This is a genomic window from Arenimonas caeni (assembly GCF_003024235.1).
Taxonomy (GTDB): domain Bacteria; phylum Pseudomonadota; class Gammaproteobacteria; order Xanthomonadales; family Xanthomonadaceae; genus Arenimonas; species Arenimonas caeni.
Map to the genome: position 1 here is coordinate 43361 of NZ_KZ679093.1, position 21233 is coordinate 64593.

Sequence of the window (21233 nt, forward strand, 5' to 3'; positions counted from 1 at the left end):
AGCTGAAATGAATGTTTTGGATACACGCGATAGGTGTTGCCTATCGAACGCGCGCTCGCATGTGCCGGAAACCGGGCCACGCACCCTGTCTTAACGGCGCCGCGTGCTAGCCTCGGGCACTTTGCCGAACCCCTGGAGACCTCCATGCGCCCGATCGCCATTCCCAGCGCCCTCGCCGTCGCCCTGAGCCTTGTCCTGGCCGGCTGCCAGCCGGCGCAGGACGCCGTGCCGGCCGCCGACCCGGCCGCGACGGCCGAGGCCGCCGCCGAACCGGCCGCCGACGCCGACCGCGATGCCCTGGCCGACCCCATCGAGGCCGTACTGGCCGGCGACTGGCGCGATCCGGCCAACGTGGCCCGCGATGCCTGGCGCCACCCGCGCGAGACCCTGGCCTTCTTCGAGGTCGGCGCGAGCCAGCGCATCGTCGAGATTTCCCCGGGCGGCGGCTGGTACACCGAGATCCTGGCGCCGCTGCCGCGCGAAAAGGGCAGCTACGTGGGCGTGGTCAACGACCCGGCCAGGTCCGCCAACGAGCGCGCCCGCGACTACTACGCCAATGCCAACGCCAAGCTGCGCGAGAAGCTGGCGGCGCGCCCGGACGTGTACGGCGGCGCCACCCTGGTGGAGATCGACCCGGCGGCGCCGGTGATCGGCGAGCCGGGTTCGGCCGACGTCGTGCTGACCTTCCGCAACGTCCACAACTGGGTGATGGCCGGCACCGAAGCGACGATGTTCCAGGCTTTCTACGACGTGCTGGCGCCGGGCGGCGTGCTGGGCGTGGTCGAGCACCGCGCCGCGCCCGGCAAGACCCTGGCGGAAGTGAAGACCTCGGGCTACCTGCCGGAGGACTACGTGGTCGGCCTGGCCGAGGCCGCCGGTTTCGTGCTCGAGGAAAAGAGCGAGATCAACGCCAACCCGGCCGACACCCGCGACCACCCGAACGGCGTGTGGACCCTGCCGCCCTCGAACAATCACGATGAAGCCGACCGCGCCAAGTATGAAGCCATCGGCGAGAGCGACCGCATGACCCTGCGCTTCGTGAAGCCGCAGGCGCAGTAAGCCCCCTCGGGCCCTGGTGTTGAATGAAAAGAGGCCCCTCGGGGCCTCTTTTCTTTTCCTGCAGGGGGCCTTGCGTCCCCGCTCAGCGCGCGTCCTTCTCCACGACGCCGCCCTTGATCACCACCGGGATGGCCTCGAGCAGGCTCACGTCCGCGGTCGGATCACCCGGCACCGCCACGAAATCGGCCCAGCGGCCCGGTTCGGCCACGCCCACGTCCTTGCGGCCCAGCGCCTCGGCGGAGTTCACGGTGGCGGCCTGGATCGCCTGCAGCGGCGTCATGCCGTAGCGCACCATCCACGCGAACTGGCGGCCGTTGTCGCCATGGCGGTGCACGCCGGAGTCGGTGCCGTAGACCATGCGCACGCCCGCGGCGTTGGCGCGCCGGAAGCCCTCGCGCTGCAGCTCGGCGATCTCGCGGTCCTTGCGCAGGTTGTCCTCGAGGACGCCGTTCCGGCGGCCCTCGGCCTGCGTGTACTCGGTGTTGTAGATGTCCATCGACAGGAAGGTGCCGTGCTTCTTCGCCAGCGCGATGCCCTCGTCGTCGATCAGGCTGGCGTGCTCGATGGTGTCCACGCCGGCGCGGATGGCGGCCTTGATGCCCGAGGTGCCATGCGCGTGCGCGGCCACCCTCAGGCCCCACTGGTGGGCTTCCTCGACCACGGCGCGCATCTCGTCCTCGCGCATCTGCTGCTGGCCGGGTTCGGTGTTGCGCGAGAACACGCCGCCGGTGGCGCAGATCTTGATCACCTGCGCGCCATGCTTGCGGATCTCGCGCACGCGCTTGCGGGCTTCGTCCGGGCTGTCGGCGTTGTACGGGCTCTTGGCGTCGAACGAGGGCGGGAAATAGGTGGCATCGCAGTGGCCGCCGGTGGCGCCGAAGCTCGGGCCGGCCGAGACGATGCGCGGGCCGCGGATCTTGCCCTCGTCCACGGCCTGGCGCAGGCCCACGTCGTTCCAGGCGTCGGCGCCGACGTTGCGCACGGTGGTGAAGCCGGCGTCCAGCGTTTCGCCGGCGTGCTTCACGGCCAGCATGGACCAGAAGCGGTCGGTGTACTGCAGGTGGGTGTAGCCGCCGTAGCTCGGGTCGGAATCGAGATGGGTGTGCATGTCGATCAGGCCCGGCAGCAGGCTCATGCCGCCCAGGTCGATGACGCGTTCGCCCGGCGCGGGCTCGCCGCCGGGGGTGATGGCGGCGATGCGGCCGTTCTCGACGCGGATGGCCGGATTCTCGATCCACTTGCCGGTGCGCACGTCGAGCAGGCGCGCGGCGCGGATCAGCGCGTTGCCGTCGCCGGGCGCCGGCGTCACTGCCGCCTGCGGCGAGGAAGCCGCGAACGCGGCGGCAAGGGAAACAGCCAGCAGGGCCGGGGCCAGCACACGCAGGGACATGGCAACTCTCTATGGTCGGGTTTTATCGAGTGTAGCTTTTATTGTTCGCCGGTTTGGAGGCGCCAGAGCGCGGCGTAGGCGCCCTCCCGGGCAAGCAGTTCGTCGTGGGTGCCGGTTTCGACGATGCGGCCGGCGTCGAGCACGTGGATCCGGTCGGCGTGGCGCACGGTGCTCAGCCGGTGGGCCACGACCAGGGTGGTGCGGCCGCGCGCGGCGGTGGCCAGGGAATGCTGGATGGCGGCTTCGGTTTCGTTGTCCACGGCCGACGTGGCCTCGTCGAGCACCAGCACGCGCGGGTCGCGGTAGAGCGCGCGGGCCAGGGCGATGCGCTGGCGCTGGCCGCCGCTGAGGTTGCCGCCGCGCTCGCCCACCGGGCTGTCGTAGCCGGCCGGCATCGCCACGATGAAGTCGTGCGCCTCGGCCGCGCGGGCCGCCGCCTCCACCCGGGCGCGGTCGGACCGGCGCTCGCCGTAGGCGATGTTGTCGGCCACCGTGCCGTCGGTGAGGAAGGGTTCTTGGGCGACGTAGCCCACCACGCGGCGCAGCGCCGCCGGGTCGATGCCGGCCAGGTCGGTGCCGTCGAGTTCGATGCGGCCGCGGGAAGGGTCGATGAAACGCATCAGCAGCTTGAGCAGGGTGGACTTTCCGCCGCCCGTGCCGCCGACCAGGGCGACGGTGGCGCCGGCGGGCACGTCCAGGTCGATGCCCTTCACCGCCGGCCGGCCGTCGTAGTCGTGGCCCACGCCGACGAAGCGGATCGCGCCGGGCGCATCGGCCGGCACCTCGCCGGTGCCGCGCACCGGCACGGGCGTGTCGAGCAGGTCCATCACCCGGTTCACCGAGGCCATGGCGCGCTGGTAGAGGTCGACCATGTCGGCCAGGCGCGTCAGCGGCCAGAGCAGGCGCTGGGTGAGGTAGACCAGGGCCGAGTAGCTGCCCACGCCCAGTTCGCCGCGCAGGGTGAGCATGCCGCCGTAGAGCAGGGTGGCGACGAAGCCGGCCAGGATCGCCATGCGGATGACCGGCGTGATCGCCGCCGAGAAGCGGATGGCGTCGGCATTGCGGGAGCGGAACTCGTCCGACGCCTGGCGCAGGTGCCCGGCCTCGAACTCCTCGGCGGTGTAGGCCTGGATGGTGGCCATGCCGGCGAGGTTGTTGTTGAGCCGCGCCGAAACGGTGGCCGCGGCCTCGCGCGCGGCGGCATAACGCGGCGCCAGCCGCTTCTGGAACCAGAACGCGCCGACCAGGATCAGCGGGATCGGCAGCATCGCCAGCGCCGCCAGGTCGGCGGTGAGCACGAAGAACACGCCGCCGACCAGCAGCGACGACACGATCACCTGGATCAGGTCGTTGGCACCGGTGTTGAGGAAACGTTCGACCTGGTTGACGTCCTCGTTCATCACCGCCATCAGCCGGCCGCTGCGCTCGCGCTCGATCACCGCCGGCGGCAGCTGCTGCAGGTGGCCGTAGGCGGCCTGGCGCAGCGCGTGCTGCAGCTCCTGCGCCAGCCCGCGCCACTTCACCGCGTACAGGTACTCGAACAGCGACTCGAACACCCACACCGCGATCGTCAGCGCCACCAGCGCGTAGAGCTGGTGCAGCGGGTCGGGCAGGCCGAAGCCGGCCATGAAGGAGTCTTCCTGGTTGACCACCACGTCCACGGCCACGCCGATCAGCAGCTCGGGCAGCACGTCGAAGATCTTGTTGAGCACCGAATACACCGTCGCCAGCACGGCGGTGCCGCGGTGCGGGCGGGCGAAGCCGGCAAGCCGGCGCAGCGGATGGGGACTGGCCACGGGGACTCCTGGAACAAGGGCGGGCACCGGGCAGCATCTTCCCATGGGGCGTAGACTGCATGGATGCTGATCGCATTCAACAAGCCCTACGGCGTGCTCTGCCAGTTCACCGACAAGACCGTGCCGCCGCGCCCCACCCTCGCCGGCTTCGAGCTGCCCGAGGGCGTCTACGCCGCCGGCCGGCTCGACCAGGACTCCGAAGGGCTGTTGCTGCTGTCCGACGACGGCCCGCTGATCGCCCGCATCAGTTCGCCGAAGTTCCACTGGCCCAAGACCTATCTGGCCCAGGTGGAAGGCGAGGCCAGCGAGGAGCAGGTCGCCGCGCTGCGCCAGGGCGTGCAGCTCAAGGACGGCCCGACCCGCCCGGCCAAGGCCCAGAAACTGGTCGGCGCGCCGGACTGGCTGTGGCCGCGCGATCCGCCGGTGCGCCACCGCAAGTCGGTGCCCGACAGCTGGATCGAGCTGACCATCACCGAGGGCCGCAACCGCCAGGTGCGCCGCATGACCGCCGCGGTCGGCCTGCCCACCCTGCGCCTGCTGCGCATCGCCATCGGCCCGCACCGCCTCGAGGGCCTGCGCCCCGGCCAGTGGCGCCAGGAACCCCTCTGACCCGAGAATGGGGCCAGGGCACCTGGGCGCTTTGGGCGTTAATGTTCCCTGACCCCATTTTTCACGGAGGTGGGTGATGGCGTTTCCGGACCATTTCTCCGGCCATGCGGCGGACTATGCCGCGGCCCGTCCCACCTACCCGCGCGAGCTGTTCCAGTGGCTGGCCGACCAGTGCCGGCACCACGACCTGGCCTGGGACGTGGGCTGCGGCAACGGCCAGGCCAGCGTCGCGCTCACGCACTGGTTCAGCCGCGTGCACGCCAGCGATGCCAGCGCCGAGCAGATCGCCCGGGCGCCGCAGAACCCGCGCATCGTCTGGCGCGTGGAAACGGCCGAGCACTGCACGCTTCGCACCCACACCGTCGACCTGGTCACCGCCGCGCAGTGTTACCACTGGTTCAACCAGGAGCGCTTCAACAACGAGGCGCTGCGCGTGCTCAGGCCGGGTGGCCTGTGCGCGGTCTGGTGCTACGGCATCTCGCACGTCGGGCCCGGGGTCGACGAAGTCTTCAACGAGCTCCACAACGAACTGCTCGCGCCGTACTGGCCGCACGAGCGCCGCCATATCGAGGATGGCTATCGCCACCTGCCCTTCCATTTCGATGCGCTCGGCGAGATCCCGCACCTGGAGATGACCGAGAACTGGACCCTCGACCAGTACCTGGCCTACCTGCGCACCTGGTCGGCCAGCCAGCTCTACCTCAAGGACAAGGGGCAGGATCCCGTGGACCTGCTGCGCGAACGCTTCGCCGAGGCCTGGGGCGACCCCGCCACCGTGCGCGAAGTACGCTGGCCCCTGTCCATCCGCGCCGGTCGCTCGCCGCCGGCCGACTGAAGCACCGAAGCACCCGACACCCCATGGAGTCCCGCATGATCCGCACCCGCGCGCTTGCCGCCGCGATGGCGCTCGCCCTCGCCGCCCTCGTTTCACCCACCCCGGCCACGGCCACCGAAACCGCCGCCGCCCTGGCGCCGGCCGAAGACGCCGCGGCCCGCCTGCACGCGCTGTTCGAGGCCGACTGGCAGCGGCAGCTGCAGGACAACCCGCTGATGGCCAGCTACCTGGGCGACAAGCGCTACAACGACCGCCTGCCCGACCTTTCGCCCGAGGCCTTCGCCCGCCGCGAAGCCGCGCTGCGCGAGTCGCTGGCCACGCTCGGGCGCATCGACCGCGCCCGGCTTTCGCCGGCCGACCAGCTCAACTACGACCTCTACCAGCGCGAACTGCGCGTGGACCTCGACGCCCTGGCCTTCCCCTCGCAGCGCCTGGCCGTGGACCAGCGCGGCGGCGTACACCTGCTGGCGGTGCAGATGGCGCCGGCGCTGCGCTTCGAGTCGGCGAAGGATTACGCCGACTGGATCGCCCGCCTGCGTGGCTTCGATGCCTTCGTCGACCAGACCATCGCCCTGATGCGCGAAGGCATGGCCAGCGGCTGGGTCGCCCCGAAGGCGGTGATGCAGCGCGTGCCGGCGCAGATCGCCGCCCAGCGCGTCGCACTGCCGGAGCAGAGCAGCTTCTACAAGCCCTTCCTGGCCATGGCCGATGGCGTGCCGGCCGCCGAGCGCGCGCGCCTGCAGGCCGAAGGTCGGGCCGCGGTGGCCGACGTGGTGCTGCCGGCGCTGGCGCGCTTCGAGGCCTTCTTCAACGATCAATACCTGCCCGCCTGCGCCGATTCGGTCGCCACCGGCGACCTCCCCGACGGCCGCGCCTTCTACGACCACCTGGCCCGTCGCTACACCACCACGGCGATGAGCGCCGACGAGATCCACGCGATCGGCCTGTCCGAGGTCGCGCGCATCCGCGGCGAGATGGAGTCGCTGCGTGGGGAGGTCGGTTTCGAGGGCGACCTGGCCGCCTTCTTCGAGCACCTGCGCACCGACCCGCGTTTCTTCCACGACGACCCGCAGGCGCTGCTGGCCGAGTACCGCGCCATCAGCCGGCGCATGGACCCGGAGCTGGTGAAGGTGTTCGGCAAACTGCCGCGCACGCCCTACGGCGTGATCCCCATTCCCGATGCGATCGCGCCCGACACCACCACCGCCTACTACCAGCGCCCGTCGGCCGACGGCCTGCGCGCGGGCTATTACTACGTGAACCTGTACAAGCCCGAGTCGCGCCCGCGCTGGGAAATGATGGCGCTGTCGCTGCACGAGGCCGTGCCCGGCCACCACCTGCAGATCGCGCTGGCGCAGGAAATGCCCGGCCAGCCGATGTTCCGCCGCCAGGGTGGCTTCACCGCCTTCATCGAGGGCTGGGGCCTGTACGCCGAGCGCCTGGGCTACGACATGGGCCTGTACGACGACCCCTACGACCGCATGGGCCAGCTGGCCTACGACATGTGGCGCGCGGTGCGGCTGGTGGTCGACACCGGCCTGCATGCGAAGGGCTGGAGCCGGCAGCAGGCGATCGACTACTTCGCCGACAACGCACCCAAGGCGCGGCTGGACATCGAGAACGAGGTCGACCGCTACATCACCACGCCGGGCCAGGCCCTGGCCTACAAGGTGGGCCAGCTGCGCATCAGCGCGCTGCGGGCGCGGGCGGAACAGCGCCTGGGCGAGCGCTTCGACATCCGCGCCTTCCACGACGCGCTGCTGGCCGAGGGCGCGCTGCCGCTGGACGTGCTCGAGCAGCGCATGGACGCCTGGATCGAAGCCCAGGCCCGCTGAAAGAAACGGGGTCGGACCCTTGGGTCCGACCCCCGCGAATGGGGTCAGACCCCTTTTCGCGCCGATGAATCTCCGGCCAGCCCCTTTTCGCCGTGCGCGAAAAGGGGTCTGACCCCGGCCCTTACTTCGCGGCCTTCTTCGCCGCAGCCTTTTTGGCGGCCGGCTTCTTGGCGACGGCAGCCTTCTTCACCGGCGCAGCCTTCTTCACCGGCGCAACCTTCTTGGCGGCGGCCTTCTTCGCCGGCGCGGCCTTCTTGGCAGTGGCCTTCTTCGCGGTGGCCTTCTTGGCGGCGACCGCGGTGGACTTCTTGGCCGGCGCGGCGGCGGCCTTCTTGCGCTTGTTCACCGCGTAGACCGCGGCGCCCACGGCCGCCAGCGCGGCCGCGGTGACGGCCGTGCCGACCGGGTGCTTCTTCACCGCACGCACCGCGGCCGACGACCCCTTCTTCACCGCCGCCACGCCGGCGCCGGCACTCACCAGGGCACCGGCCTTCTTGGCCAGGTCGGCCTGGTCCCAGGCTTTCTTCGCCTTGGCGCCGGTATCACCCAGCTTGGCCATGGCGGTCGAAACAATCTTGCTCGTCTTGCTCATGAGGCTTCTCCGGAGAGGTTGCGGATGTCCGACGGGCTTGCGTGACCAGACTAACTCCAAACCGCTGAACGTGGCGAAGCCCGTGCGCAGGACGCTCAGGTCCCGCGCGGCTTGGCGCGGTGGGTGGCGGTGGCCGTCCACGGGTCGTCCGGCCAGGGGTGGCGCGGGTAGCGACCCTTCATTTCCTTCTTCACTTCCGGGTAGGTGTTGGCCCAGAAGCTGCGCAGATCCTGGGTGACCTGCAGCGGCTTGCCGCCCGGCGAGAGCAGGTGCAGCAGCACCGGCACGCGGCCGTCGCCGATGCGCGGGGTGTCGGCCAGGCCGAACAGTTCCTGCAGCTTCACCGCCAGCACCGGCGGCTGGCCGTGCTGGTAGGTGACGGGCCGGTCCTGGCCGGAGGGCACGGTGATGCGCCGCGGCGCCAGCACGTCGAGCTTCTGGCGCAGGGCCCAGTCCATGCCGGACTTGAGCGCCTCGCCCAGCTCTTCCTCGGACAGGGCGTCGAGCCGGGTCTTGCCGCTGAAGGCCGGCCGCAGCCACTGGTCGCGGGTGGCGAGCAGCTGTTCGTCGGACAGGTCGGGCAGGCCCAGTTCGGGCAGCCACTCGCGCAGGCAGCGCACGCGCTCGCGCCACTGGCGCAGGCCCTCGGTCCAGGGCAGGGCGTCGAGGCCGAGCTCGCCCACCGCATCGGCCAGCGCCTGCGCGGCCAGCGCCGGGTCGGGCCGGCCGGCGGGTCTGGACTCGAGCGTGATGCGGTCGAACCGGCGCTCGCGCCGGCTCACCAGCGCGCGCGCCTCGCCGTCCCAGCGCACCACGTCGCCCTCGAAGAAGCGGTCGGGGAACTCGCGCTCGAGCCAGGCCTCGTCCACCGGCGCGGCCCGCAGCAGCAGCGAGTCGCGGGCATCGAAGCGCAGCTCGCTGGCCACCAGCCAGGGCTCGCCGAACAGGGCGGTGTCGTCGAAGAGCTTGGCCATGCGGCCATTGGCCAGCTGGTAGCGACGCGGGTCGGTGGGGTGCTGGCGGGCGATTCGGTCGGGGAAGGCGTGCGCGAGCAGGTCGCCGAGGCGGTGCGCGGGCGCTTCCGCGGGCGGCGCCGCATCGCAGCGCAGGCGTCGCCGCCACTGCTTCGAGGCCGCGTCCACCGCCGCCAGCGCGCTGCGGTTGGCATTGCCCGGCGCGCGCCCGGCCCGGAACGCGGCCAGGGCCTGCCAGCGCGCGGCCAGGGCGTCGCTGCGTTCGCGCAGCACGTCGCGGGCTTCCACCAGCGCGGCCAGGTCGCAGGCCAGCGCCAGGTCGGCCGGCGTGCGCGCGGCGCGCAGCATCGCGGCCAGGCGCGGGTGCGTGCCCAGCTCGAGCAGACCGCGGCCGAAGGCAGTGATGCGCTGGCCGTCGTCGAGCGCGCCCAGGCGCTGCAGCAGTTCGCGCGCGGCGGCCAGCGCGCCGCCGGGCGGGGCATCGACGAAGCGCAGCTTCGCATCGCCCCAGGCGGCGAGCTCGAGCGCCAGCGAGGCCAGCTCGACCTGCGCGATCTCGGGCGTGCGCATGGGTTCCAGGCGCTGGCTCTGCGGCCACAGGCGATAGGCCCAGCCCTCGGCGACGCGGCCGGCGCGGCCGGCGCGCTGGTCGGCCGAGGCCTGCGAAATCGCCACGGTTTCAAGCCGCGAGAAGCCGGAGTTGGGGTCGTAGCGCGGCTCGCGGGCCAGGCCCAGGTCGATCACCACGCGCACGCCGGGCAGGGTGACCGAACTCTCGGCGACGTTGGTGGCGAGGATGACGCGGCGGCGGCCGGCGGCGTCGGGGCTGAGCGCGGCCGACTGCTGGTCGACCGGAAGGTCGCCGTGCAGGGGCAGCAGCACGGCGGCGTCCTGCAGCGAAAGCCCTGCGATCGCATCGGCGATTTCCCGCTGGCCCGGCAGGAACACCAGCACGTCGCCCGGATGCTTTTGCAGCGCCTCGGCCAGGCAGCGCCGCAGCTGCGGCAGCCAGGCCTCGTCGCGGCGCGCAGGGAAGTGCGACACCTGCACCGGCCAGGCGCGGCCGGCGCTGGTCAGGCGCGGCGCGTCGATCAAGCGCGCCAGGGATTCGCCGTCGAGCGTGGCCGACATCACGACGATGCGCAGGTCCTCGCGCAGCTGCGCCTGCACGTCCAGCGCCAGCGCCAGGCCCAGGTCGCCGGCCAGGTGGCGCTCGTGGAATTCGTCGAAGACGATCGCCGCCACGCCTTCAAGCGTCGGGTCGTCCTGGATCATGCGGGTGAGGATGCCTTCGGTGACGACCTCGACCCGGGTGCGCGCCGAGACCTTCGACTCGAAGCGGATGCGGTAGCCCACGGTCTCGCCCGGCTGCTCGCCGAGCTGCCGGGCCATGAAGCCGGCGGCGGCGCGTGCGGCCACGCGGCGCGGCTCGAGCATCAGGATCCGGCCGTCGCCGCGCCAGGGCGCGCCCAGCAGCGCCAGTGGCACCTGGGTGGTCTTGCCGGCGCCGGGCGGCGCTTCGAGCACCAGGCGCGAGCGCGCCTCGAGGCTTTGCAATACCTCGGGCAGCAGCGGCTGGATGGGGAAGTCGGGCCTCGTCACGGCGCGCAGTGTAGCCGCCCGCCGCAGGGCTCAGCTGTTCGCGCCGGCCGCCATCGCCGTGCAGGCCTGCTGCAGGCGACTGATCGCCGGCCGCATCGCGCGCCCGCGGCCGCGCACCAGCAGCACGCCTGCCACGCCCGACGCCTCGTCCACCCAGGGCGTGAAGCCGAAGGCGCCGGGGCTGGACGTGCGCGTCGGGCGGCCACGTGCATCGCGCGCCTCGACCCATTGGCCCAGGCCATAGCCCATGCCGTCGGCGGTGTCGGGCCGCTTGCCGATGGCCAGGCCCACGGTGCGGTCGCGCGCCATGAATTCGATCGTGCGCGGCGAGAGGAAAGGCCGGCCGGCGTGGCGGCCGTCGGCGAGCACCATGTCCACGACCTTGCCGTAGTCGGCCAGGGTCGAACGCGCGCCGCCGGCGATGCGCGGGTTGGGGTTGCGTACGTAGCCGGCACGGCGCGCCATCGCCCGCCAGTCGCTGCCGCCGAGGCCCAGCGGGCGGACCATCTCGCGCTTGAACAGGGCGTCCCAGGTGAGGCCCGTGGCGCGCTCGGCCATCGCGCCGGCCACCTGCATGCCGTTGCCGCCGTAGGCGAACACGGTGCCCGGCGGTGCATCGACGCCCTCGGCGAGGATCTCGCGCGCGCAAGCCTGCAGTTCGCCGCGACGCCGGGACAGGCAGGGCGCGGGCCCGGCGGCCAGTCCGCTGGTGTGCGAGAGCAGCTGCTCGAGCGTGATGGCGTGCGTGGCCGCCGGCGCGTCGGGGAAGTGCTCGCCGACGCGGCTGTTCCAGCGCAGCGCGCCGGCTTCGACCACGCGCGCCAGCGTGAGCGCCGCCAGCCACTTGCTGGCGGACGCGATCGGCACGCGGGTCGCATCGTCATTGGCGCCGGCGTGCCAGCGTCGCGCCGGACCGTTGGCGGTGGACAGGCGCAGCGAGGCGCCGTCGAGGCCGTGGGCGGCCACCAGCGGCTGCAGGGCGTCCCGCGCCGGGTCGGCGCAGGCGGCCCGGGGCGCGGCGGGGGTGGCGAGCAGCAGGCAGAGTGCGAGGGCGGCGAGGGTCTTCATGCCTGCCTCAACGCCCGGGTCTGCGCGACGTTGACCGCGGGGCGATAAAATCCCGGCCTTTGCCGGCGGAGACCGCATGGACCTGATCGACATCGGCGCCAACCTGGGCCACGAAAGCTTCGACCACGACCTCGACGCCGTGCTGGCGCGGGCGCGCGCGGCCGGCGTGAACCGGCTGGTGGTCACCGGCGCCAGCCGGGCCGGTTCGGTGCGGGCGCTTGAGCTGGCCAAGGCGCACCCGGGCATGCTCTGGGCGACGGCGGGCGTACATCCGCACCATGCGGTGGAGTGCACGGCCGAGGCGATCGCCGAGCTGCGCGCGCTGCAGGCCGAGCCCGAGGTGGTGGCCGGCGGCGAGTGCGGGCTCGACTACCACCGCGATTTTTCGCCGCGTCCGGCGCAGCGCACCGCGTTCGAGCGCCAGCTGGAGCTGGCGACGGAAACCGGGCTGCCGTTGTTCCTGCACCAGCGCGACGCGCACGGCGATTTCATGGCGATCATGCGCGAGTTCGAGGGCAGGCTGGGCCCGGTCGTGGTGCACTGCTTCACCGGCACGCGCGAGGAGTGCTACGACTACCTCGACCGCGACTGGCACATCGGCATCACCGGCTGGCTGTGCGACGAGCGCCGCGGCAGGCACCTGCGCGAGTTCGTGAAGGACATCCCGGCGCATCGCCTGATGATCGAGACCGACGCGCCCTACCTGCTGCCGCGCACCGTGCGCCCGATGCCCAGCCACCGGCGCAACGAGCCGATGTACCTGGCGCACATCGTCGAAGAGCTGGCCCGCGACCGCGGCGAGCCGGTGGAAGTGACCGCCGCCGCCGCCACCGCCACCGCCGCCACCTTCTTCAGCCTCTGACAAGAAAGGGGGTCAGGTTCACTTCCGCAGATGCGGAAGTGAACCTGACCCCCTTCTTTTTCATTCGTCGTCGACGGGGAGGCCGTGCCGACGGCCGTAGTCGAGGGCCTGGTCGCGCACGCGCTCATTGAGTTCCTTCATGCGCTGGCGGTTGAACTTGCGGCAGTCGCTGCCTGCGCGGCCGGAGGGACACGCATCGAGGGCTTCCTGGATCGCCCGGGCTTCGCCCTGCCAGGCCGGCAGCTGGTTCCCGAAGGTCATCGCCTCGACCAGGCCCTGGCCGGTGAAGGCGGTGACGAAGCGGTAGTCGCTGCTGTCCACGCTCTGTTCGGCCGGGCCGATCTCCACGAGGTCGAACACCAGGTCGCCGCCGTCGAGGTCGCCGCCTTCCCAGCGCGTGCGGTGCACCAGTCGGTTGGCGCGGATGCGGGTGTCCTTGAACACGCCGACGCCGGCGCCCAGGAAGGGCATTTGCGTGGCGATCGAACTGGGGCGCCGGCTCACCCACATCTGCAGCATGATGCCGTCGCCCTTGCCGCGGATGCCCTGCACGTTGCCACCGGGGCCCTCGCCCAGGGTTTGCGGCGTGCGCGGGATCGAGGCCAGGAAATCGCGGTGCAGGCTCATGTCCCGGAACCAGCCGAAGGCCGAACCCAGGTCGTCGCCCAGCAGCAGGCAGGCCGGGCCGATCTCCTGGTGCTTGCCGCAGATGAAGGTGTCGCCGTCGGCCTGGCGCACCGCGAAGTGCACCTCGCCCTGGGCGAAGTTGCCGCCGCCGGGCATCCAGTTGCCCATCAACCCGGGCAGGAACAGCTGGCTGTTGTCGGCGCTGTTGACGAAGTAGGTAATCTCGCCGAGCCCTTCGGACGAATCGATGAGCTGGCGGATCATCAGGTCGAAGCGGTAACTCCCCATCTCCGACTCGGGGTTGGGCGGGAACCGGCTGTTGGCCGCGAAGGTGGCCTCCACCTGCCGGCGCATCTCCGCCAGCCGCTCTTCTTCGGCCAGGTCGATGAAGGTCTCGCCGTGCGCAATCCAGGCGTCCTCGGTGCCCGACTCCACCACCGGGATCGGCGGCAGGTCAAAGGGATTGGGCGGCACGCCGAACTTCTCGATCTCCTCGCCGGCCAGTGCACGCGCCTCCGGGCTGCCCGACTCGACGATGGGCAGGTTGGGCGCGAACGGGTCGCTGGCCGAGGCCGGCGGCGGCATCGTCATCTCGCCGGCGGCGCGAGCCTCGTCGCTGCCCGACTCCACCACCTCGGGCGGCGGGAAGGAGAACGGATTGGGCAGCACGCCGGTGGCCGCCAGCGCCACGCCGGCGACCACCACCGCGCCGACAACGGCGAACGTGACGCCGCGCCGGCTCATTGCTTCACCAGCTCGACGCGCCGGTTGAGCGCGCGGCCGGCCTCGCTGGTGTTGGGCGCCACCGGCTCGCTGGCGCCGGCGCCGCGCGAGCGCAGGCGGCGATCGGGCACGCGGTGCTCGATCACCAGGGCCGAGCGCACCGCCAGCGCGCGCTCCTCGCTCAGGCGCTGGTTGGCGGCGGCGTTGCCGACCGAATCGGTGTGGCCGACGATCTCGAGCCTGAGCGAGGGATCACGCCGCAACAGTTCGGCCACCTGCGCCAGCGCATCGGCCGACTCCGGCTTGAGCGTCGCCTTGCCGGTGTCGAAGTAGATGCCGTCCAGCCGCACCACGCCGGCCGCCGCCAGTTCCGCCGCCAGCTCGTCGGCGCTCACGCCGGCCTGGCCGGTCTGCATCGCCTCGCCCTCGACCACGTAGACCCAGCTGCGCTGCTTGTTCACCATCACCGCCACGCTCACCGCGCTGGCGCCCACCCGGCCTTCGGCGGCGAGGTAGCGGAAGTCGCCGCCGACGCCGATGTTCATGTCGGCCACGCGATACCAGTTCGATTCGCGGGTGCCGGTGCCGCCGCATTCACCGCGGCCTGCGCACTGGTGCACGACGCGCAGGCCCTGGCCGCGCAGCGCCTGCTCGTAGTTGCGCAGGATCTCGAGCGTGGAGCGGCCCGACGGGTTGTCGTAGATCGTCTTGGTGACGCGGCCTTCCACCTGGCGGCTGCGCAGGTCGCCGTTGCTCTCCCTGCCCACCACGAACGCATAGCCGTCGAAGGCCAGCACCTTTTCCTCGCGCTGGCTCGAGCCGGCGTAGGGCAGCACGCGGAAGGCCGGGCCGGACGCTGCCTGGCCGCCCGCGGCGGGTGCCGACTGCACGACGCGGCCGCGGGAATCGACGTACTCGACGTCCTCGCCGCGTCGCCGGGCCTCGGCGGCGCAGCGATCGTCGCCCAGCGCGCAGCGGGTGGCGCGGCGCACCTCGCGGTCCACCGCGCGTTCGACTTCCGATTGCACCGCGCGTTCGGCGGTTCGCTTGAGCGATCGCCCGATGTCCTGGGCGGCGGCGGGGGCCGCCAGCGCCAGCAGGACGGCAAGGCAGGACAGACGGTGGCTCAGGCTCATCGACGGGCTCCGGGGTGGGCGCCGGGGGGGCGCGTGTCACCGGAAATACACGCAATCCGGGGCCGGATCGCGCCAACCCGCCTTCAGCTGCGCAGGCCGACGCCCCGGGAGAGCAGGCGCAGGGCGAGCGCGCCCAGCGCGAGCACGAAGAACAGCATCAGGCCATAGGCCGTCGCTATCGGAACGTCGCTCTGGCCAAGCAGTCCATATCGGAAGGCGTTGACCATGTAGAAGATCGGGTTGAGGTGGGTCGCCGCCTCGGCCCAGCCCGGCAGGAGCTTCACCGAGTAGAACACGCCGCCCAGGTAGGTCAGCGGGGTGAGGATGAAGGTCGGCACGATGGCGATGTCGTCGAACTTCCTGGCGTACACCGCGTTCACGAAGCCCGCCAGCGAGAAGATGACCGCGCCCAGCAGCACCGTCGTCAGCGTCACCAGTGGGTGCGGGATGCGCACGGTGGTGAAGAACATGGCGATGCCCAGCACGATCGCGCCCACCATCAGCCCGCGCAGCACGCCGCCGGCGACATAGCCGCCCAGGATCACCCAGTTGGGCATCGGGCTGACCAGCATCTCCTCGATGTGGCGGCCGAACTTGGCGCCGAAGAAGCTCGAGCTGATGTTGCCGTAGGCGTTCTGGATGATCGACATCATCACCAGGCCCGGCACGATGAAATCCATGTAGCCGACGCCGTCCATCGGCCCGATCCGAGAACCGATCAGGCTGCCGAAGATCAGGAAGTAGAGCGTCATCGTGATCGCCGGCGGCACCAGGGTCTGGCCCCAGATGCGCAGGATGCGGGCCACCTCGCGCCGGGCGATGGTGTAGAGCGCGACCAGGTTCGGGCTCACGACTTCACCTCCGGCCTGGCCGTCATGCGCACGAACAGCTCCTCGAGCCGGTTGGACTTGGTGCGCATCGAACGCACCCTGATGCCGGCGGCGTCGAGCGCGGCGAAAACCCGGTTGAGCTCCATCTCGCGCGGCATCTCCAGGTCGATGGTGTGGTCGTCTTCGGCCAGCAGGGTGGCGCCGGCGATCTCCGGCAGCCGTGCCGGCAGCTGGCCGTCCACGTCGAGCAGGAAGCCTTCGACGTCGAGCTTGGCCAGCAGCGACTTCATCGGGCCCTGCTCGATGATGCGGCCGTGGTCGATGATCGCCAGGTTGCGGCACAGGCTCTCGGCTTCCTCCAGGTAGTGCGTGGTGAGGATGACCGTGGTGCCGGCGGCGTTGACCTCCTTGAGCGTCTTCCACATGCCGCGGCGGATCTCGATGTCCACGCCCGCGGTGGGCTCGTCGAGGATGAGCAGCTTCGGCCGCGTCATCATCGCGCGGGCGATCATCAGCCGGCGCTTCATGCCGCCCGAAAGCGTGCGCGACATCTTGCGCGCCTTGTCCCACAGCTGCGCCTTCTTCAGCTCCTCCTCCGCGCGCACCAGCGCCTCTTCGCGCTCGATGCCGTAGAAGCCGGCGTAGTTGACCAGGATGTCGAGCGGCTGCTCGAACATGTTGAAGTTGATCTCCTGCGGCACCAGGCCGATCAGGCGCATGGCCTCGGAGCGGCGGGCGTGCAGGTCGATGCCGAACACCGACACGTCACCCGAGGTCTTGTTCACCAGCGAGCTGACGATGCCGATCAGGGTGGACTTGCCGGCGCCGTTGGGTCCGAGCAGGGCGTAGAAGTCGCCGGGCGCGACGCTCAGCGAAACGCCCTTGAGCGCCTCGACGCCGTTGTCGTAGGTCTTGCGGAGATCGCGGATCTCCAGCGCGGGTTGGGTCTGCATGGTGCTCCTGGGACCGTGCCGACGCTGCGCCGGCCGGACGGGGGCCTTATTATAGGGTCCTCGCCGCACCCGGCCCCGGGACCGCGGCCGGTACACTGCATCCCGTTCCCGGAGCCCATCGCTTGGCCATCGTGCATTTTCCCCTTCGGCTGGTCGGCAGCCACATGCTGGCGCCCAGCGTCCGCCACCTCGCCTTCGCGCGGGACGACGGCCAGCCGCTCGATTTCATCCCCGGCCAGTTCATCCAGGTGCATTTCAAGTACCCGGACGGCACCCCGACCAAGCGCAGCTACTCGCTGGCCACCATGCACGACCATGCGCTGGGGCCGGGCGAAGCGGTGGAGATCGCCGTAAGCTTCGTGGCCGGCGGCGCCGCCACCGCGCTGTTCGAGGCGCTCGACGAAGGCCAGCAGATCGAGGCTTCCGGCCCCTATGGCCGCTTCTGCCTGATGCCCGGCGACGCCAACCGCCGCTACCTGCTGGTGGCCACCGGCACCGGCGTCACGCCCTATCGCGCGATGCTGCCGCGCCTGGCCTCGTTGATCCGCGAGCGCGGCGTGGAAGTAGTGCTGCTGTTCGGCTGCCGCACGCCGGCCGAGCAGCTCTACCACGACGACTTCCTGGCCTTCGCGGCCGAACACCCGGGCTTCCGTTACGTCAACTGCTTCAGCCGGGAATTGCCCGCATCGCCGCGCCCCGACGACCGAAGTGGTTACGTGCAGGACGCGCTGGCCGGCTTCGCACCTTCGGCCGAGGGCGACATCGCCTACCTGTGCGGCAACCCGAACATGGTCGACGCCTGCTTCGAGGCCCTCAAGACCGCCGGCCTGCCGGTGCCGCACATCCGCCGCGAGAAGTACGTCTCGAGCAAGTAATCGGCACGGTCACATTCCGGGCGCCCGGGGCGTCTGTCATCCTGTGGGCCGGTTTGGCCCGGATGGGAGACACCATGAAACCCTTGTTCCTGATGCTGGCTGCGGGCCTGTTGGCCGCGCCCGGCGCCGAGGCCCGGCGCATCGGCCAGCTTGAGTTCACGCCCTGCGAGCTGGCCCAGCCAGGCACCGGCGCCACCCTCAGGCTCGAATGCGCCACGCTCGAGGTGCCCGAGGACCCCACCCGCCCCGAGGGGCGCAGGCTGAAGCTGAAGGTTGGCCTGGCGCCGGCGCGCGCCGCCGAGCCGGCGCCCGACCCGGTGGTCTTCTTCGCCGGCGGCCCGGGGCAATCGGCCACCGAAAGCTGGGCGGGCGTGGACGCCGGTTTTTCCCGCATCCGCGCCAAGCGCCACGTGGTCTTCGTCGACCAGCGCGGCACCGGAGACGGGCACCGCCTGGCCTGCGCCCTGCCCGACCCGCAGGGCGGGGCCATGCCCGACAGCGCCCAGCTGCGGCAGATGGCCAGCGACTGCCTGGCCTCCCTCGACGCCGACGTGGCGCAGTACACCACCTCGGTGGCGGTGAAGGACATCGAGGCCCTGCGCCTGGCGCTGGGTGCGCCGACCCTGAACCTCTACGGCGGCTCCTACGGCACCCGCGTGGCCCAGGAATACGCCCGCCAGTACCCGCAGGCCGTGCGCAGCATCATCCTCGATGGCGTGGTGCCGCCCGGCCTGGCGCTGGGCAGCGAACACGGCATCAACCTCGAGGCCGCGCTCAAGGCCATCCTCGGCCGATGCAGCGGCGACGACGCCTGCCGCGCCGCCTTCGGCGACCCCTACCGCACGCTCTACGGCCTGCGCGACCGCGTGCGCGCCACGCCGCAGACGGTGGCCGCGCGCGACCCGCGCACCTGGGCCCCGCGCGAACTGCGCCTGGACGAGGCCGCGGTGGTGTCGATCGCCCGGCTGTTCGCCTACGCTCCGGAAACCGCCGCCCTGATGCCGCTGCTGCTGCACGAGGCGGCCTCCGGCCGGCCGGAGGCGCTGGTGGCGCAGGCGGCGCTGGTCTACGACTCGCTTTCGGCGCAGATCAACCACGGCATGCAGCTGTCGGTGACCTGCGCCGAGGACGCCCCGCGCCTGTCCCGCCGCGAGCAGGACGAGGCGCTGATCCTGGGCAATGCCATCACCGGCGTGCTGCTCGACCAGTGCGAGGTCTGGCCCAAGGGTCCGGTGTCGCCCGGTTTCCACGAGCCGCTGCGCACCGACACCCCCACCCTGCTGCTCTCGGGCGAGCTCGACCCGGTCACGCCGCCACGCTACGCCGAACAGGTGCTGGCCGACCTCGGCAAGGCCGCCCACCTGGTCGGCAAGGGCCAGGGCCACATCCTGCTCAACCGCGGCTGCACGCCGCGCCTGGCGGCGGAGTTCATCGACAAGCTCGACCCCGAAGGCCTCGACGCCGGCTGCCTGGACGTGCTCGGCCCGACGCCCTTCTTCCTCGACCACAACGGAGCCACGCCATGATCGAGGTCCGCGACCTGCACAAGGCATTCGGCAAGGTCACCGCCGTCGACGACGTCGGTTTCCGCGCCGAAGACGGCCAGATCACCGGCCTGCTCGGCCCCAACGGCGCCGGCAAGACCACCACGCTGCGCATGCTCTACACCCTGCTCCGGCCCGATCGCGGCCAGGTGCTGGTGGACGGCGTCGACGCCGTGGCCGACCCGGGCGCGGTGCGCCGCCGGCTGGGCGTGCTGCCCGACTCGCGTGGGCTGTACAAGCGCCTGAGCAGCCGCGAGAACATCCGCTACTTCGGCCGCCTGCACGGACTGGACGACGCGACCATCGCCACGCGCACCGAGGCGCTGGTGAAGGCGCTGGACATGGCCGACATCATCGACCGCCGCACCGAGGGCTTCTCGCAGGGCCAGCGGGTGAAGACGGCGATCGCCCGCGCGCTGGTGCATGACCCGCGCAACGTGATCCTCGACGAGCCCACCAACGGCCTGGACGTGATGGCCACGCGCGCAATGCGCCGCTTCCTGCACCAGCTGCGCGACGAGGGCCGCTGCGTGCTGTTCTCCAGCCACATCATGCAGGAGGTGGCGGCGCTGTGCGATCGCATCGTCATCATCGCGCACGGGCGCGTAGTGGCCGAGGGCACGGCCGACGAGCTTCGCGCGATGACCGGCGAGGCCAACCTCGAGGACGCCTTCGTCAAGGCGATCGGCACCGAAGAAGGACTGATGGCATGAGCGCCGCGATCACCGTTTTCCTGAAGGAAGTCACCGAGAACCTGCGCGACCGCAAGACCGTCTTCAACGCGCTGGTGATGGGCCCGCTGCTGGGGCCGCTCTTCTTCGCGATGATGATGAGCTTCGTCATCAGCCGGCAGCTCGACATCGCCGAGAAGCCGCTGAAGGTCCCGGTGGTGGGCGCCGAACACGCCCCCGGCCTGGTCGGCTGGCTCGAGCGCCAGGGCGTGCAGGTCGAGCCGGCGCCGTTCGACCCGGAGGAGGCCCTGCGCAGGCGCGAGAGCGAGGCCGTGCTGGTGGTGCCGGCCGACTTCGGCACGCGCTGGCGCGCCGGCGAAACCGCGCAGGTGCAGGTGCTGCAGGACAGCTCGCACCAGGACGGACGCGGGCCGGTGCGGCGGCTGACCGGGCTGCTCGAGTCCTACTCGCGCCAGCAGGCGGCGCTGCGCGTGAGCGCACGCGGCATGCACCCTTCGCTGCTGTCGCCGGTGGCGGTGGCCGAGCGCGACATCGCCAGCACGCAGCAGCGCGCCGGCCAGCTGCTCGGCTTCCTGCCCTACCTGCTCGTGCTTGGCGCCTTCCTGGGCGGCATGTACCTGGCCATCGACACCACCGCCGGCGAACGCGAGCGGCAGTCGCTCGAGCCGCTGCTGGCCAATCCGGCCTCGCGCGCCGAGATCGTGCTGGGCAAGCTCGGCGCCACCTTCGGTTTCGCGATGGTGAGCATGATGCTGAGCCTGGTGGCCTTCACCTTCGCCTTCCGCTACATGCCGCTCGACCAGCTGGGCATGAAGGTGGACTTCGGCGCGGCGCTGGTCCTGCGCGCGGGCCTGCTGATGGTGCCGCTGGCGCTGGCGTTCGCGGCGCTGCAGACGGTGGTGGCGGCCTATGCCAAGAGTTATCGCGAAGCGCAGACCTACCTGTCGCTGCTGATGCTGCTGCCGATGATCCCCTCGGTGCTGCTGATGGTCTCGCCGATGCAGGGCGAAACGTGGATGTCGGCGACGCCGCTGCTGAGCCAGAACGTGCTGATCATGGCGCTGGCGCGGGGCGAGGCCGTTTCGCTCGCCGACTTCGCGCTCAGCTTCGGTTGCACCCTGGCCCTGGCCATCGGGCTGGTGTGGGTGGCGGTGCGCATCTACCACCGCGAACAGCTGGCGGTGTCGGCCTGAGGCCTGCACCCGCGCAAGAAAAAGGCCCGGCGATGCCG

18 protein-coding genes are annotated in these 21233 nt (G+C 71.3%); 9 read left to right on the forward strand and 9 right to left on the reverse strand.

Annotation, left to right across the window (positions count from 1 at the left end; genetic code table 11):
- The first annotated feature begins 144 nt into the window (after positions 1-144).
- The gene (locus C6N40_RS10040) at positions 145-1059 is read left to right on the forward strand and encodes a class I SAM-dependent methyltransferase (protein ID WP_425477696.1); all 915 of its coding nucleotides are present in this window, start codon (positions 145-147) and stop codon (positions 1057-1059) included.
- Between the two features lie 82 nt (positions 1060-1141).
- On the opposite strand, the gene C6N40_RS10045 is transcribed toward C6N40_RS10040, so the two are convergent.
- Positions 1142-2449, reverse strand: a complete 1308-nt coding sequence (locus tag C6N40_RS10045; protein ID WP_106990893.1) for a Xaa-Pro dipeptidase — start codon at positions 2447-2449, stop codon at positions 1142-1144.
- 38 nt (positions 2450-2487) lie between these two features.
- A complete protein-coding gene (locus C6N40_RS10050) occupies positions 2488-4245 on the reverse strand; it encodes an ABC transporter ATP-binding protein (protein WP_205208591.1) in 1758 nt (585 codons plus the stop codon).
- Positions 4246-4308: 63 nt separating this feature from the next.
- Here C6N40_RS10050 and C6N40_RS10055 point away from each other — a divergent pair, with 63 nt between their 5' ends.
- The 3 genes from C6N40_RS10055 (at position 4309) to C6N40_RS10065 (ending at position 7524) form a co-directional block, all read left to right on the forward strand.
- A complete protein-coding gene (locus C6N40_RS10055; protein ID WP_106990895.1) occupies positions 4309-4854 on the forward strand; it encodes a pseudouridine synthase in 546 nt (181 codons plus the stop codon).
- A 76-nt stretch (positions 4855-4930) separates the two neighbouring features.
- On the forward strand, positions 4931-5689 hold the full coding sequence (locus C6N40_RS10060; RefSeq protein ID WP_240183498.1) for a class I SAM-dependent methyltransferase: 759 nt from the start codon (positions 4931-4933) through the stop codon (positions 5687-5689).
- A gap of 35 nt (positions 5690-5724) precedes the next feature.
- On the forward strand, positions 5725-7524 hold the full coding sequence (locus C6N40_RS10065; RefSeq protein WP_205208592.1) for a DUF885 domain-containing protein: 1800 nt from the start codon (positions 5725-5727) through the stop codon (positions 7522-7524).
- A 121-nt stretch (positions 7525-7645) separates the two neighbouring features.
- Here the strand turns inward: C6N40_RS10065 and C6N40_RS14320 are convergent, their stop codons facing one another.
- The 3 genes from C6N40_RS14320 to C6N40_RS10080 form a co-directional block, all read right to left on the reverse strand.
- Complete coding sequence (locus C6N40_RS14320) at positions 7646-8116, reverse strand: histone (RefSeq protein WP_114683942.1); 471 nt, start codon at positions 8114-8116, stop codon at positions 7646-7648.
- Between the two features lie 95 nt (positions 8117-8211).
- Positions 8212-10692 carry an ATP-dependent helicase HrpB gene (gene hrpB, locus C6N40_RS10075; protein WP_205208593.1) on the reverse strand — a complete coding sequence of 827 codons (2481 nt, stop codon included), beginning with the start codon at positions 10690-10692 and terminating at the stop codon, positions 8212-8214.
- Between the two features lie 30 nt (positions 10693-10722).
- A complete protein-coding gene (locus tag C6N40_RS10080) occupies positions 10723-11760 on the reverse strand; it encodes a serine hydrolase domain-containing protein (protein WP_162782188.1) in 1038 nt (345 codons plus the stop codon).
- Positions 11761-11836: 76 nt separating this feature from the next.
- On the opposite strand from C6N40_RS10080, the gene C6N40_RS10085 reads away from it, so the two are divergent.
- Complete coding sequence (locus tag C6N40_RS10085) at positions 11837-12622, forward strand: TatD family hydrolase (RefSeq protein WP_106990898.1); 786 nt, start codon at positions 11837-11839, stop codon at positions 12620-12622.
- Positions 12623-12682: 60 nt separating this feature from the next.
- On the opposite strand, the gene C6N40_RS10090 is transcribed toward C6N40_RS10085, so the two are convergent.
- The 4 genes from C6N40_RS10090 to C6N40_RS10105 form a co-directional block, all read right to left on the reverse strand.
- Complete coding sequence (locus C6N40_RS10090; RefSeq protein WP_106990899.1) at positions 12683-13993, reverse strand: hypothetical protein; 1311 nt, start codon at positions 13991-13993, stop codon at positions 12683-12685.
- Positions 13990-15108 carry an OmpA family protein gene (locus C6N40_RS10095; RefSeq protein WP_106990900.1) on the reverse strand — a complete coding sequence of 373 codons (1119 nt, stop codon included), beginning with the start codon at positions 15106-15108 and terminating at the stop codon, positions 13990-13992. The genes C6N40_RS10090 and C6N40_RS10095 overlap by 4 nt, the downstream gene beginning before the upstream one ends.
- A gap of 83 nt (positions 15109-15191) precedes the next feature.
- Complete coding sequence (locus C6N40_RS10100) at positions 15192-15959, reverse strand: ABC transporter permease (protein WP_106990901.1); 768 nt, start codon at positions 15957-15959, stop codon at positions 15192-15194.
- A complete protein-coding gene (locus tag C6N40_RS10105; RefSeq protein ID WP_106990902.1) occupies positions 15956-16891 on the reverse strand; it encodes an ABC transporter ATP-binding protein in 936 nt (311 codons plus the stop codon). The genes C6N40_RS10100 and C6N40_RS10105 overlap by 4 nt, the downstream gene beginning before the upstream one ends.
- 95 nt (positions 16892-16986) lie before the next feature.
- Here C6N40_RS10105 and C6N40_RS10110 point away from each other — a divergent pair, with 95 nt between their 5' ends.
- The 4 genes from C6N40_RS10110 to C6N40_RS10125 all read left to right on the forward strand — a co-directional run bounded on the left by C6N40_RS10110 (position 16987) and on the right by C6N40_RS10125 (position 21195).
- Positions 16987-17766: an FAD-binding oxidoreductase gene (locus C6N40_RS10110; RefSeq protein WP_275887158.1), complete on the forward strand. Its 780-nt coding sequence runs from the start codon at positions 16987-16989 to the stop codon at positions 17764-17766.
- A gap of 74 nt (positions 17767-17840) precedes the next feature.
- Positions 17841-19292 carry an alpha/beta fold hydrolase gene (locus C6N40_RS10115; RefSeq protein ID WP_162782189.1) on the forward strand — a complete coding sequence of 484 codons (1452 nt, stop codon included), beginning with the start codon at positions 17841-17843 and terminating at the stop codon, positions 19290-19292.
- Positions 19289-20023 carry an ABC transporter ATP-binding protein gene (locus C6N40_RS10120; protein WP_106990904.1) on the forward strand — a complete coding sequence of 245 codons (735 nt, stop codon included), beginning with the start codon at positions 19289-19291 and terminating at the stop codon, positions 20021-20023. The genes C6N40_RS10115 and C6N40_RS10120 overlap by 4 nt, the downstream gene beginning before the upstream one ends.
- Positions 20020-21195, forward strand: coding sequence for an ABC transporter permease (locus tag C6N40_RS10125; RefSeq protein ID WP_106990905.1), 1176 nt, complete (start codon positions 20020-20022; stop codon positions 21193-21195). The genes C6N40_RS10120 and C6N40_RS10125 overlap by 4 nt, the downstream gene beginning before the upstream one ends.
- The last annotated feature ends 38 nt before the right edge of the window (positions 21196-21233 follow it).

What these genes read in the sequence shown, in the direction of transcription:
- C6N40_RS10120 (WP_106990904.1), top strand. Translation starts at nt 19,289, where the DNA reads ATGATCGAGGTCCGCGACCTGCACAAGGCATTCGGCAAGGTCACCGCC.
- C6N40_RS10055 (WP_106990895.1), top strand. Translation starts at nt 4,309, where the DNA reads ATGCTGATCGCATTCAACAAGCCCTACGGCGTGCTCTGCCAGTTCACC.
- C6N40_RS10090 (WP_106990899.1), bottom strand. Translation starts at nt 13,993, where the DNA reads ATGAGCCGGCGCGGCGTCACGTTCGCCGTTGTCGGCGCGGTGGTGGTC.
- C6N40_RS10045 (WP_106990893.1), bottom strand. Translation starts at nt 2,449, where the DNA reads ATGTCCCTGCGTGTGCTGGCCCCGGCCCTGCTGGCTGTTTCCCTTGCC.
- C6N40_RS10040 (WP_425477696.1), top strand. Translation starts at nt 145, where the DNA reads ATGCGCCCGATCGCCATTCCCAGCGCCCTCGCCGTCGCCCTGAGCCTT.
- C6N40_RS10105 (WP_106990902.1), bottom strand. Translation starts at nt 16,891, where the DNA reads ATGCAGACCCAACCCGCGCTGGAGATCCGCGATCTCCGCAAGACCTAC.
- C6N40_RS10115 (WP_162782189.1), top strand. Translation starts at nt 17,841, where the DNA reads ATGAAACCCTTGTTCCTGATGCTGGCTGCGGGCCTGTTGGCCGCGCCC.
- C6N40_RS10125 (WP_106990905.1), top strand. Translation starts at nt 20,020, where the DNA reads ATGAGCGCCGCGATCACCGTTTTCCTGAAGGAAGTCACCGAGAACCTG.
- C6N40_RS14320 (WP_114683942.1), bottom strand. Translation starts at nt 8,116, where the DNA reads ATGAGCAAGACGAGCAAGATTGTTTCGACCGCCATGGCCAAGCTGGGT.
- C6N40_RS10085 (WP_106990898.1), top strand. Translation starts at nt 11,837, where the DNA reads ATGGACCTGATCGACATCGGCGCCAACCTGGGCCACGAAAGCTTCGAC.
- C6N40_RS10065 (WP_205208592.1), top strand. Translation starts at nt 5,725, where the DNA reads ATGATCCGCACCCGCGCGCTTGCCGCCGCGATGGCGCTCGCCCTCGCC.
- C6N40_RS10060 (WP_240183498.1), top strand. Translation starts at nt 4,931, where the DNA reads ATGGCGTTTCCGGACCATTTCTCCGGCCATGCGGCGGACTATGCCGCG.
- C6N40_RS10095 (WP_106990900.1), bottom strand. Translation starts at nt 15,108, where the DNA reads ATGAGCCTGAGCCACCGTCTGTCCTGCCTTGCCGTCCTGCTGGCGCTG.
- C6N40_RS10080 (WP_162782188.1), bottom strand. Translation starts at nt 11,760, where the DNA reads ATGAAGACCCTCGCCGCCCTCGCACTCTGCCTGCTGCTCGCCACCCCC.